The organism is Streptomyces sp. NPDC043854 (assembly GCF_056436005.1).
This window is the reverse complement of the sequence record NZ_JBWKDK010000053.1, coordinates 26741-39672: the sequence shown is the minus strand read 5'-3', so window position 1 is coordinate 39672 and position 12932 is coordinate 26741. Positions and strand designations below refer to the sequence as shown.

The following is a 12932-nucleotide window of genomic DNA, read 5'->3' as shown; positions in this document are numbered from 1 at the left end:
ACCACCGACTACCGGCCCGAGGTGTACACCGCCGAGGGCCTGGAGTGGATCGACCGGAACACCATGGTCACGGTGCTGCTGCGGCACCACCCCGAACTGACCCCCGCCCTGGACGGCGTCACCAACGCGTTCGGCCCCTGGAAGACCCTGTAGGCGCCCTGCCCCGACCGCCGCGCCCGGGACCGTCCGCCCGCACCCGGGGCCGTCCGGCCGCGGCCGGCCGGTCACCGTGCGTACCGGCGCCCGGTGGGCCGTGCGGGGCGGGCGGGGGGACCATGGGGGTGTGGAGGAGCGTCGTCCGGGTCCGATCCGGGTGGGTGGCCCATGCGTGAGCAGACCTCGATGGAGGAGCTGATCAGCGGCGCCGCGCAGGACGCCGGCGGGTGGCTCGGCGCCCTGCCGGTGGCCCAGGTGGCCACGGGCTCCGACGGCCGGATCGTCCGCTGGAACCACGTCGCCCAGGAACTCCTGGGATACCCGCCGCCCCAGGTGCTGGGGCGGCACATCGCCGACCTGCTGCACCCGGGCGCGGGCCGCAGCCTGGGACGGGCCCTGTGGGAGACGGCCGCCACGGGGCGCGGAGTGATGGGCACGGTGACCGCCTGGCACCGCGACGGGCATCCGCTGGAGCTGGAAATCTGGGCCTGCCCGGTCCCCGACCGGAAGGGCTCGGCGTCGGCGGTGCTGGTGTTCGCCGCCGACGCGCACGCCGCGCGCCGCGTCCGCGGGTCCTCGGCGGTGTGGGAGGGGCTGTTCGCCCGGTCCCCGGTGGGCATCGCCGTCCTCGACACCCAGTTGCGCTTCCTGCAGGTCAACCCGGCCCTGGAGCGGATGAACGGCCTGCCGGAGTCGTCCCACATCGGGCGGCGGCTGGCCGAGGTGCTGCCCCAGGTGAACGCCGCCGAGATGGAGGAGGCGATGCGGGAGGTCCTGGACACGGGCGAGCCGCTCCTGGACCGGCGGCGCCGGGGGCGTACGCCGGCGGACCCGGCCCACGACCGGGTGTGGTCGTGCTCCTACGTCCGTGTCGAGGACCCCGTGGACCGGCCGATCGGTGTGATCGCCACGCTGGTGGACGTCACCGAGCAGCATCGCGACCACACCGCCGCCGAGGTGGGGCGGCGCCGGCTCGCACTGCTCAGCGAGGCCAGCGTACGGATGGGGGCCAGCCTGGAGCTGGAGCGCACGGCGCAGGAGCTGGCCGACCTCGCCGTGCCGCACCTCGCCGACGTGGTGACCGTCGACGTCCTGGAGAGCCTGGCCCGCGGCGGCGAGCCGGGCATGGGCCTGACGGCGGGTGCGGAGCTGCGGCGCCTGGGCAAGTCCCCGCTGACCGGCCGGGCCCTCAGCGACGTCATCGCGCCGATCGGCAGGACCCTCGTGTTCCCTCTCGGCGCCCCGTACACGCAGGCCCTCAGCGTCCGCCAGCCGTACGTCCTCGCCCGCTTCGACCAGCGGGCCGTCGCCCTCGCCGCCCGCCGCACCGACAAGCCGGAGCAGCTGCTCAAGGCGGGCGTGCACTCGTTCATGATGGTCCCCCTCATCGCCCGTGACCTGGTCGTGGGGGTGGCCACCCTGTACCGGATACGGCCCGTCGGCCCGTTCGGGCCCGAAGACGTCGTCCTCGCCGGGGAGCTGGCCGCCCGCGCCGCCATCAGCATCGACAACGCCCGCCTCTACCAGCACGAGCACGAGACCGCGGTGCTGCTCCAGCGCAGCATGCTCCCGCAGCACATCGCCCCGCCGACCGGTATCGAGGTGGCCCACCGCTACCTGCCGGCCAGCGACATCAACGAGGTGGGCGGCGACTGGTACGACGTCCTCCAGCTCCCCGACGGCAGGGCCGCGCTGCTGATCGGCGACGTCATGGGGCACGGCATGGCCGCGGCCGCGGTCATGGGCCGCCTGTCCGCCAGCGTCCGGGCGCTGGGGCGCCTCGACCTGCCGCCGACGGACATGCTGCACCAGCTCGAGGCGGCACTCGCCGACCTCGCCGAGCCGATGCTCGCCACCTTCCTCTACGTCACCTGCGACCCGTGCACCGGCGAATGCACCGTCACCCGCGCCGGGCACCCCCCGCCGGTGGCGGTCCAACCGGACGGCAGCGCCCGGGTGGTCAGCACCCCGCCGGGCGTCCCGCTCGGCGTCGGCGGCATCGACTTCACCACCACCCGCCTGCTCCTCCAGCCGGGCTCCCTGCTGGTCCTGTACACGGACGGGCTCATCGAAGCCCGGGGCACCGACATCGACGAACGGCTCGGGGAGCTCACCCGGCTGCTCGCCGAACCCCAACGCCCCCTCGACCAGCTGTGCGACACCCTTGTCACGGGTCTGGTCCCCGCCTCCGCGGACGACGACATCGCCATCCTCATCGCCCGCATCGGAAGCTGACCCACGGCGCCCGGCGGCCGTCGCCGCCGCCAACCGCCTCGTCCCGGCCGCGCGGTGGTCCGGCAGGCGAACGGGCAGGGCCCGGCTTCCTCGGCCACCGGCCCGGCAGCGGCCGGCTCCACCAGGCCGCGGCGAGCCGGGCGAGCGTGTTCCGCGGCCGCGGTCAACGCGACGCGCGTGCGCGCTGGTCGATGAGTGCCGCCAGGCCGTCCAGGATGCGCTGGAGGCCGAACTCCCCTGCCTGGTCCTGCCCGTTGGACTCGGCCGCCGAGGCGAGGGCCGCGGTGAGCGCGGGAAACCTGTCACCGTGGGCCTGCATCAGCTCGCCCAGGATGGCGTCCAGCTGGGCCTCGGTGTTGCCCGTCGGGCCCGCGGCCCGGGCCTGCCGGGTGATGGCGCGCCGGACGGGCCACGTCCCGCGGCACCAGGGCCGGGCTTGGCGTGGGCCGGGTGGGGTTGGGAGGCAAATTGCGTTGCCGCTCGGGGGTGCGGGGGGCATGATCGCGGTCGATGACCAACACATTCGATGACGTGCGGCGCCAGTTGGGCGCCGGTGAAATATCCGGAGCCGTGCGCTCCCTGCGGCCCCTTGCCGACAGTGCGCCGCTGGGTGAGCTGGCCGCGGAGGTCCGGGGGCTGGCCGAGGCCGCCGGTTTCGGGGATTTGGCCGGGGCCGCCGAGGTCGTGGACCGTGAGCCCGGCGACGCGCGGGGACTGTATGAGTTCGGGTATCTCTGCGTCGAGCGGGGCGTTGCCTTTCTGGGCGTGCCGGCGCTGCGTGAGGCGCTGCGGCTCACGCCCGGGGCGCTGCCCGTGCTGCACGAGCTCGTTGCCGCGCTCGAGGCCGAGGACCGCCACGCCGAAGCCGCGGAGACGCTCAAGCGGCACGAGGACCTGCTGGAGCCCTGGCCCGGCGGCTACCTGCTGGCCTACAACTCCCTGCTCGCCGGCGACCTCGCCACCGCCCGGGACCGGGCCGCCCGCCTGCCTGCGCCCGCCGACTCCGACTGGGGCTGGGCCCACGACCGGCTGCGCCGGATGCTCGGCCGCGCCGAAGCGGCCGCCGCCGCCACGCCGCTGGACCGCACCGATCTGCGCGGCTGGCAGTTCGCCCTCACCGGCACCCTGCTCGGTACCCTCTCCCCTTACGGTTTCGAGGTCATGACCGGTCGTTACGGCTACCTCGCCGACAGCCATTCCGGCTGCCGCCGCGGCCTCGACCGGCTCGCGATCGCCCTCGGCGCCGCGGGACGCCGCCCCGCCGCCGTGAGCGCACTGCCCGGCCGTTCCGACCGGATCCTCGCCCTGGCCGCCGCCGAAGTCCTCGGCCTGCCGCTGGAGCCCTACGCACCGGGCCGGCCCGACACGCTCGTCGTGGCGTACGACCTGAGCACGCACGAGCCCGAGGTGCTGGACGGACTCCGCGAGCGCGTCCCGGGCCAGGTGCTGTACGAGCACGCCGCCTGCTGGACCGAGCCGGCCGCCGTACCGGCCGACTTCAGCGCCATCCAGCGCCAGCTCGGCACGGAGCCGTGGGGCGAACAGCTCCGCGTCGACGGCCTCGGGCCGGCCGACACCCGGCCCGAGGCGGACATCGCCCGGGACATCGTCACCGCCGACCCCTCGGCCGACCCCGGCGACAGCGAGGGGCCCGCCGACGAGGACGCGGCCTTCCGGGAGTTCGCCGCCGCCGTCGCCCCGCTCTGGCTGGACGGGCCCCGGGCGCCGGTCGGCTCCCCGGGGCCGGTGCCGAGCAGCCGGTTCTGAGCCCCGCCTCCTCGGTCAGGGCGTCACGTAGGCCGCCAGGTGCTCGCCCGTCAGGGTGGAGCGGGTGGCGACCAGTTCGGCCGGGGTGCCCTGGAAGACGATCCGGCCGCCGTCGTGGCCGGCGCCGGGGCCGAGGTCGATGATCCAGTCAGCGTGTGCCATGACCGCCTGGTGGTGCTCGATGACGATGACCGACTTGCCGGAGTCCACCAGCCGGTCGAGCAGTCCGAGGAGCTGCTCGACATCGGCCAGGTGCAGGCCGGTGGTCGGCTCGTCGAGGACGTAGACGCCGCCCTTGTCGGCCATGTGCGTGGCCAGCTTGAGCCGCTGCCGCTCACCGCCGGACAAGGTGGTCAGCGGCTGGCCGATGCCGAGGTAGCCGAGGCCGACGTCGGCGAGCCGCTGGAGGATGCGGTGCGCGGCGGGCGTGTGGGCCTCGCCGGCGGCGAAGAACTCCTCGGCGTCGGTCACCGACATCGCGAGCACCTCACTGATGTCGCGGCCCCCGAGGCGGTACTCCAGTACCGCCGGCTGGAACCGCTTGCCGTCGCAGTCCTCGCAGGTGGTGGCGACTCCGGCCATCATCGCCAGGTCGGTGTAGATCACGCCGGCGCCGTTGCAGGTGGGGCAGGCTCCCTCGGAGTTGGCGCTGAACAGCGCCGGCTTCACCCCGTTGGCCTTGGCGAAGGCCTTGCGGATCGGGTCGAGCAGTCCGGTGTACGTGGCCGGGTTGCTGCGCCGCGAGCCGCGGATCGGGCTCTGGTCGACCGACACCACGCCCTCGTCGGCCGGGATCGACCCGTGGACGAGGGAGCTCTTGCCGGATCCGGCGACGCCGGTGATGACGGTGAGCACCCCGAGCGGGATGTCCACGTCGACCTCGCGCAGGTTGTTCGCGGTGGCGCCGCGGATCTCCAGCGTGCCGGTGGGCTCGCGGACCGTGTCCTTGAGGGCGGCCCGGTCGTCGAGGTGGCGGCCGGTGACGGTGCCGCTGCCCCGCAGCGCCTCGACGGTGCCCTCGAAGCAGACGGTGCCGCCTTCGGTGCCGGCGCCGGGGCCGAGGTCCACGACGTGGTCGGCGATCGCGATCGTCTCGGGCTTGTGCTCGACGACGAGCACCGTGTTGCCCTTGTCCCGCAGCCGCAGCAGCAGGCCGTTCATCCGCTGGATGTCGTGGGGGTGCAGGCCGATGGTGGGCTCGTCGAAGACGTACGTGACGTCGGTGAGCGAGGAGCCGAGGTGGCGGATCATCTTCACGCGCTGGGCCTCGCCACCGGACAGCGTGCCGGACGGCCGGTTGAGGGAGAGGTAGCCCAGGCCGATCTCCGTGAACGAGTCGAGGGTGTGCTGGAGCGCGGTGAGCAGCGGGACGACCGAGGGCTCCTTGAGGCCGCGGACCCACTCGGCCAGGTCGCGGATCTCCATCGCGCAGGCGTCGGCGATGCTGATCCCGCCGATCTTCGACGAGCGGGCGCCCTCGCTGAGCCGGGTGCCGTCGCACTCGGGGCAGGTGGTGAAGGTGACCGCCCGTTCCACGAAGGCGCGGATGTGCGGCTGCATCGCCTCCTTGTCCTTGGACAGGAACGACTTCTGGATCTTGGGGATGAGCCCTTCGTAGGTGAGGTTGACGCCGTTGACCTTCACCTTGGTGGGCTCGCGGTAGAGGAAGTCCTGCATCTCCTTCTTCGTGAACCTGCGGATCGGCTTGTTCGGGTCGAGGAAGCCCGACTCCGCGTAGATCCCCACGGTCCACACGTTGTCCGACTTCCAGCCGGGGATGGTGAAGGCCCCCTCGGCGATCGACTTGGAGTCGTCGTACAGCTGGGTGAGGTCGATGTCGGAGACCGTGCCGCGCCCTTCGCAGCGCGTGCACATGCCGCCGGTGCGCTCGTAGGTCGCCTTCACCGTCCTGGTCTTGGCGGCGCCCCGTTCGACGGTGATCCCGCCGCTCGCCCGCACCGAGGCGGTGTTGAAGGAGTATGCGCTGGGCGGGCCGATGTGCGGCGTGCCGAGCCGGCTGAAGAGGATGCGCAGCATCGCGTTGGCGTCAGTGGCGGTGCCGACGGTGGAGCGGGGGTCGCCGCCCATGCGCTGCTGGTCTACGGTGATCGCGGTGGTCAGGCCGTCGAGGACGTCGACCTCGGGCCGGGCCAGGGTGGGCATGAAGCCCTGTACGAAGGCGCTGTAGGTCTCGTTGATCAGCCGCTGCGACTCGGCGGCGATCGTGTCGAAGACCAGCGAGCTCTTGCCGGAGCCGGAGACTCCGGTGAAGACCGTCAGCCGGCGCTTCGGTATCCCGATGCTGACGTCCTTGAGGTTGTTCTCGCGGGCGCCGACCACGCGGATCAGGTCGTGGCTGTCGGCGGCGTGCTGTGCGGGCGGCTTCGGGTTCGTGCTCGTGGCCATGCTCTCGGTTGTCTCCATCTGTGGGGCCGGCCGGCCCGGTCGAAGGGTCAGGCCAGTTCCTGGATGCGGATCATGTTGCCCGCGGGGTCGCGGAACGCGCAGTCGCGGATGCCGTACGGCTGGTCGGTGGGCTCCTGGACGACTTCGGCGCCGCCGGCGGCCACGCGCTCGAAGGCGCCGTCGACGTCGGCGGTGGCCAGGAGGATGCCGGCGTAGGTGCCCTTGGCCATCATCTCGGTGATGGTGCGGCGCTCGTCGTCGGTGACGCCGGGGTCGGCGGCCGGGGGGTGCAGGACGATCGAGGTGCCCGGCTGGTCGGGGGGACCGACGGTGATCCAGCGCATCCCGCCGTATCCGACGTCCTTGCGGACCTCGAAGCCGAGGGTGTCGCGGTAGAAGGCCAGGGAGGCCTCGGGGTCGTCGTGCGGGAGGAAGCTCGCGTGAATGCTGATGTCCATGACCGTCACGCTATCGGCGGCCAGGTGCCCGCGCTTCTCGATTCCTGATCGGTCTGGTGACCTGCTTGGCCACGCACGACGGGATGCCCTCCGTCGCGGCTGCCGCCTCGCGGCGGTAGGCGCTGGGCGGCATGCCGACCAGCTCGGTGAAGCGCGTGCTGAAGGTGCCCAGGGACGAGCAGCCGACCGCGAAGCAGACCTCGGTGACGCTGAGGTCGCCGCGGCGCAGCAGGGCCATCGCCCGTTCGATGCGCCGCGTCATGAGGTAGCCGTACGGCGCCTCGCCGTAGGCGCGCTTGAACGCGCGGCTGAGGTGCCCCGCCGACATGTGCACGCCGCGGGCCAGTGCCTCCACGTCCAGCGGCTGCGCGTACTCGCGGTCGATCCGGTCGCGGACCCGGCGCAGCAGGGCGAGGTCGCGCAGGTGCTGCGCGGCGGCTGGGTCGGATTTTCCGGTCACCCGGAAAATCGTGCCACACCGGCGTCCTCGCCGGCGTCCTCCGCGGCGGCCGTGCCCTCGACCGGCTCCGCGTCGAGCCGGTCGACGAGGATGACCGCCACGTCGTCCGCCAGGCGGCCCTGGGTGTGGCGGACCAGCCCCTGGTGGAGGCCCTCCAGGAACTCCTGGCCGGTGCGGTCGTGCATCTCCTCCATCGCCTCGGGCAGGGCGAAGAAGGCGTTGTCGCGGTTGCGGGCCTCGATCACGCCGTCGGTGTGCAGCAGCAGCCGGTCCCCGGGGGCAAAGGGGTAGCTGTCCGCTTCGCCGGGCGGGTCGGTGATGAACTCCTCCAGACCGAGCGGCGGCATGGGGGAGGCGGGTGTCAGGGCGCGGGCCTTGCCGTGGCTCAGCAGCAGCGGGGGCGGGTGGCCCCGGTTGACGACCTCGACGGCGTGCCCGTCCGGTACCTGGGCCACGACCGCGGTGACGAAGCCCTCCAGGGCGTCCCCGCCGGACGCGCCCGCCACGGCGGCGTCACGGCGCAGGGCCTCCCCGCAGTGGTTCATGACCTCCACGAGCTCGTCCTCGTAGTGCACGGCCTCCCGGAACGCGCCCAGGACGACGGCGGCCGCCCGTACGGCGGGCAGCCCCTTGCCCCGGACGTCGCCCACGATCATCCGGACCCCGTACCGGGTCTGGACGGCGTCGTACAGGTCGCCGCCGATCTGCGCGCCCTTCTCGGCCGCCAGGTACAGGCTGGCGGCCCGTACCGGGCCCAGCCGGTCCGGTACCGGCCGCAGCAGGACCTCCTGCGCGGCGGCGGCGATCCGGCGGATCTGGTTGAGCTCGTTCGCCTGGCGCGTCCGCGCGGCGCGGCTCGTGGTGAAGCCGGCGACGGATACGAGGAGCAGCGCCAGGAAATTGGTATAGACCTGCTGGCTGCCCCAGGCCTGGTTGTAGGTGGCGGTGGACACGCTCACCGCGACGGCCAGCAGCACCGCGGCGAGCGTGCCTGCGGGGCCCATGGTCACCGCGGCCAGGGCCGGCGTCGCCACCAGCACCGGGCCCGTGTAGAGGAAATGGGCGGGCGTGAACTCGACCACCAGCACCGCGAGCGCGATGACGAAGGGCACGCATTCCGCGAGCACGAAAACGACCTGGTGGCCGCCGGCTCCCGGACCCCGGGGCAAGCGGAAGAGCGCGCTCATGGCTCCAGCCTGCCTCGCACGGGCGGACCACTGCCAGTCGCCGGCCCCGTTCCGCCCCCGTCCGCCCGGGCGGGCGGGGGCGTGGAAACCCCTGCGGGCGGGCATGGACCTGTGTACGGGCTGCGGGGCCCGGTGTCCGGCCCCGCCTCCCCGGGGGGACGTGTCCGCCGAGCCCTGGAGAGACGTACGGATGAGCACCCGCCCCCCGGAAGTACCGCCCACACCGCCCCCAGCCGCCGGTGCCGGCGCCGGCGCCGATCCCGGCACCGGCTCCGGACCCGAGCCCGAGCCCGATGCCGGCCCCCGGGTCTCCCGCGAGGAGTTCGACGCCCTCTTCGCCGCGGTGCGCACCTGGGGCCGCTGGGAGGCGGCCGACCGCGGCGCCTGGAACCGGGTCACCCCGGAGCACGTGCGGCGGGCCGCCGCCCTGGTCCGCGCCGGGCGGACGGTGCGCCTGGGGCTGCCCTGGAACACCCGGCCGGAGCCCGACAACGACAAGCCCGCGCTGCACTACATGTCCGATCTCGGCGACGTGGAACCCCCCGAGCCCGCGACGCACAAGGACTTCCTCGGCGTCGACTACCACGGCAAGGCCGTGAGCCACCTCGACGCACTCTCACACGTCGCCTACCGGGGGCTCCTCTACGGAGGGCGTCCGGCCCGGGAGGCCGTGGACGCCGGCGGTGCGCGCTTCGGCTCGGTGGCGGCGCTCGGCCCCCTGGTCACCAAGGGGGTGCTCCTCGACCTGCCCGCCGTCCTCGGGGTGGACTGGCTGGAGCCCGGGCGCGCGGTCCGGGCGCGGGACGTGCTCGCCGCGGAGGCGGCACTCGGCGTACGGATCGACGACGGCTGTGCCGTGCTGCTCCGCTCCGGCCGGTTCCGCCGCCGCCGGGAGCTCGGGCCCTGGGACGTCGGCGCCGCGAGCGCGGGCTTCCACGTGGACGCCGTGCCGCTGCTGGCCGAGCGTGCCGTCAGCCTGCTCGGCGGCGACGGGGACAGCGATGTGCGGCCGTCGCCGGTCGAAGGCCTCCACTCCCCCGTCCACGCCCTCGCCGTCGCCGCCATGGGGGTGCCCCTGCTGGACAACCTGGACCTGGAGGCGCTCGCCGCCGCCTGTACCGGGGCGGGACGCCACGAGTTCATGATCGTCGTAACGCCGTTGAACGTGCCCGGCGGGACCGGGTCGCCCGTCGATCCGGTGGCGATCCTGTGACGGGCCTGCGGCGGCGCGTGATGCCGTCGCGCGCCCCGCACTCGCCGCCTCATTCCGGGTGAATCCTCGGGAATATACTCAAAATGCACTGGCGCGATGCAACCGTCCTGTATGGGTCGAAACCCAGCAAGGGAAGTGATGCAGATGGGGGTCACGGGGGGCCGGATCGGCCCCGCACGCTCCCGTGAGCGATTCCTGCTGGGCGAGCCCGTCGAGGGCGGGGTCCGCAGCCCGATCCTGAGCTCGTGGGAGCGCTGCCGGCTGCTGGGACTCTCGCCCGACCAGACCGAGCTCCCCTTCCGGGACGATTTCGATCCGGACAGCCGGCTCGTGCGTGCGGCCGCACCCGTGCTCGACCAGCTCGCATCCCGGTTCGCGGGCAGCCGGATGAACGTCTCCCTCGCCGACGGGAACGGAACGGTCCTGCAGCGCCGCTTCGGCGAGCCCTCGCTGGCCCGGAGCCTGCCGCCGATCCAGACCGTGCCCGGTTTCGTCTTCGCCGAGCGGTTCGCGGGGACCAACGGCATCGGCCTCGCGCTCGCGGAACGCCGGCTCGTCCAGGTCTACGGCGCCGAGCACTTCGCCGAGCGCGCCCAGGCGAACGCCTGCTCCGCCACCCCCATCCGCGACCAGCTCAGCGGATGCGTCGTGGGCGTCCTCTGCTTCGGCTACCCGTACTCCTACGAGGACCCGGCACTGCCCTCCCTGATTCGCCGGGCCGCCGAAACCATCGAGCGGCGGCTGATGGAGCAGAGCTCGGCGCGGGAGCGCGGGCTGCTGCGGACGTACCTCAACGCCAGGGAGCGCACCCGGACGGGGGCCGTCGGAAACGGGCAGCCGGTCGGGCTGGACGAGCTGTCCGACGGCGCGCTGGACGCGCACGACCAGCTGATCCTCAAGGAGAAGGCCACCGAGCTGATCTCCTCCGCCCAGCGGGCCTCCGTGGAGGTGCCCCTCCCCCACGGCCGCGGGGTCACCCTCTTCAGCACCCCGGTCACCAGCAGTGCCGGGGTGGAGGGCGTCGTCGTCGAGGCCGTCCTCTCCGGGGACGCCCTGCCCGCACACCACCTCGCCGCCCTCCCGGCGCACCCCGGACCGCCGCGTCCCGGCCGGCAGCGGGCCGGACCGCCGCCCGGCCCCCTCGCACAGGCCGTCGCCCCCGCGGCGCCGGCCGGAGGCGCGGGCCCCGGCGTCGACGGGCCCGGCAGCAGTGGCGGGGGCAGGGGGCTGGTGCTGGTCGGCGAGCCGGAGGTGGGGAAGTACGCGGTCGCGGCACGCCGCCGACTGGAGCTGCTGGCCGAGGCCAGCACCCGTATCGGCACCACCCTGGACGTGAGCCGTACCGCCTGGGAGCTCGCCGAGATGGCGGTCCCGCGGCTGGCCGACCACGTCACCATCGACGTCCCCGAGGCCGTGCTCCGCGGCGACGAGTCCCTGGACCCCGGGGCCGACCTCCGGCGCCTGGTGGTCCACGGCGTACGCGACGACGCCCTCTTCGACCCGGTCGGCAAACGGCTGGACCTGCACCCGGGCACCCCCCACATGCGGTGCCTGGCGAGCGGGCGGCCGACACTGGAACGCGACCTCGCCTCCGCCGTCGGCTGGATCACCCAGAACCCCGCGCAGGCCCGGCGGATCCTCGCCCACGAGGTCCACTCCCTCGTCTGCGTCCCCCTGCTCGCCCGCGGCGTGCTGCTCGGCATCGCGAGCTTCTACCGCTCCGCGGACTCGCCCCCCTTCGGCGACGACGACAGCCGGCTGGCCCAGGAGCTCGCCGCCCGCGCCGCCCTGTGCATCGACAACGCGCGCCGCTACACCCGCGAGCACAACCTGGCCCTGGCGCTCCAGCGCAGCCTGCTGCCCCGCGGCCTTCCCGAGCAGAGCGCCGTCGAGGTCGCCCACCGCTACCTGCCCGCCGAGTCCGGGGTCGGCGGCGACTGGTTCGACGTCATCCCCCTCTCCGGTACCCGGGTCGCCCTGCTCGTCGGGGACGTCGTCGGCCACGGCCTGCACGCCGCCGCCACGATGGGCCGGCTGCGCACCGCCGCCCGCAATTTCGCCGAACTGGAACTCTCCCCCGACGAGCTGCTCACCCACCTGGACAACCTCCTGGTGCGCCTGGACCGGGAGGAAGGCGGCGAGGACGGCCCGGACAGCACCGGCATCGTCGGCGCCACCTGCCTGTACGTCATCTACGACCCCACGACACGCGAGTGCACCATGTCCCGGGCCGGACACCTCCCCCCGGCCCTGGTCCACCCGGACGGCACCGTCACCTTCCCCGACCTGCCCGCCGGCCCCCCGCTCGGCCTGGGCGGACTGCCTTTCGAGACGGTCGGGACCACCCTCCCGGAGGACAGCACGCTGGTCCTGTACACCGACGGCCTCGTCGAGGACCGCCACCGCGACATCGACGACGCCCTCGCCCAGCTGCGCGGCGCACTGGCCCACTCCGGCCGGACACCCGAGGACACCTGCCAAGCCGTCATCGACGCCGTGGCACCCGACCACCCCGCCGACGACATCGCCCTGCTCGTCGCCCGCACCCACACCCTGCCCGCCGACCGGATCGCCTCCTGGGACCTGCCCGCCGACCCGTCCCGCGTCGGCGAGGTCCGCGCCGCCGCCACCCGCACCCTCGCCGAGTGGGGGCTGGACGAGCTCGGGTTCGCCGCCGAGCTGATGCTCAGCGAACTGGTCACCAACGCGGTCCGCTACGGGGGCGAGCCCATCCAGGTGCGCCTGATCCGCGACCGCACCCTGATCTGCGAGGTCGCCGACGGCAGCAGCACCGCCCCGCACCTGCGGCGGGCGGCCAGCACGGACGAGGGCGGGCGCGGCCTGTTCCTCGTCGCGCAGCTCTCCCAGGCCTGGGGCACCCGCTACACCGGCCAGGGCAAGGTCATCTGGGCCGAATGCGCCCTGGACGCGGCATGACCCGCGGCCCGCGGCCCGCCCGCCCGTGCCCCGCCCGCGGCGCGCACTCGGCCCCGACTCGACCATTGGGGCCACAGAAGATCCACCGAAGACAACGGTTTGCCCGGTATTTC

The 12932-nt window shown here is 73.9% G+C and carries 9 protein-coding genes; 4 read left to right on the top strand and 5 right to left on the bottom strand.

The window, feature by feature from the left end:
- Positions 1-324 precede the first annotated feature (324 nt).
- Positions 325-2391 (top strand): SpoIIE family protein phosphatase, encoded by a 2067-nt coding sequence (locus AC068A_RS31410; protein WP_478589666.1) that lies wholly within the window; start codon positions 325-327, stop codon positions 2389-2391.
- Positions 2392-2554: 163 nt separating this feature from the next.
- Here AC068A_RS31410 and AC068A_RS31405 read toward each other — a convergent pair whose 3' ends face one another.
- On the bottom strand, positions 2555-2710 hold the full coding sequence (locus AC068A_RS31405) for a TetR/AcrR family transcriptional regulator C-terminal domain-containing protein (protein WP_478589665.1): 156 nt from the start codon (positions 2708-2710) through the stop codon (positions 2555-2557).
- Positions 2711-2901: 191 nt separating this feature from the next.
- Here AC068A_RS31405 and AC068A_RS31400 point away from each other — a divergent pair, with 191 nt between their 5' ends.
- A complete protein-coding gene (locus AC068A_RS31400; RefSeq protein WP_478589664.1) occupies positions 2902-4158 on the top strand; it encodes a hypothetical protein in 1257 nt (418 codons plus the stop codon).
- Between the two features lie 15 nt (positions 4159-4173).
- Here AC068A_RS31400 and AC068A_RS31395 read toward each other — a convergent pair whose 3' ends face one another.
- From AC068A_RS31395 to AC068A_RS31380, 4 genes are read right to left on the bottom strand one after another with little or no spacing between them, the layout of a single operon-like run.
- Entirely contained in the window at positions 4174-6564 is a 2391-nt protein-coding gene (locus AC068A_RS31395) for an ATP-binding cassette domain-containing protein (RefSeq protein WP_478589663.1), read from the bottom strand.
- Positions 6565-6611: 47 nt separating this feature from the next.
- A complete protein-coding gene (locus AC068A_RS31390; RefSeq protein ID WP_478589662.1) occupies positions 6612-7022 on the bottom strand; it encodes a VOC family protein in 411 nt (136 codons plus the stop codon).
- Between the two features lie 10 nt (positions 7023-7032).
- Positions 7033-7482 carry a helix-turn-helix transcriptional regulator gene (locus AC068A_RS31385; RefSeq protein WP_478589661.1) on the bottom strand — a complete coding sequence of 150 codons (450 nt, stop codon included), beginning with the start codon at positions 7480-7482 and terminating at the stop codon, positions 7033-7035.
- Positions 7479-8669 carry a PP2C family protein-serine/threonine phosphatase gene (locus AC068A_RS31380; RefSeq protein ID WP_478589660.1) on the bottom strand — a complete coding sequence of 397 codons (1191 nt, stop codon included), beginning with the start codon at positions 8667-8669 and terminating at the stop codon, positions 7479-7481. The genes AC068A_RS31385 and AC068A_RS31380 overlap by 4 nt, the downstream gene beginning before the upstream one ends.
- A gap of 190 nt (positions 8670-8859) precedes the next feature.
- On the opposite strand from AC068A_RS31380, the gene AC068A_RS31375 reads away from it, so the two are divergent.
- On the top strand, positions 8860-9882 hold the full coding sequence (locus AC068A_RS31375) for a cyclase family protein (RefSeq protein WP_478589659.1): 1023 nt from the start codon (positions 8860-8862) through the stop codon (positions 9880-9882).
- Positions 9883-10026: 144 nt separating this feature from the next.
- Entirely contained in the window at positions 10027-12819 is a 2793-nt protein-coding gene (locus AC068A_RS31370) for a SpoIIE family protein phosphatase (protein ID WP_478589658.1), read from the top strand.
- Positions 12820-12932 lie beyond the last annotated feature (113 nt).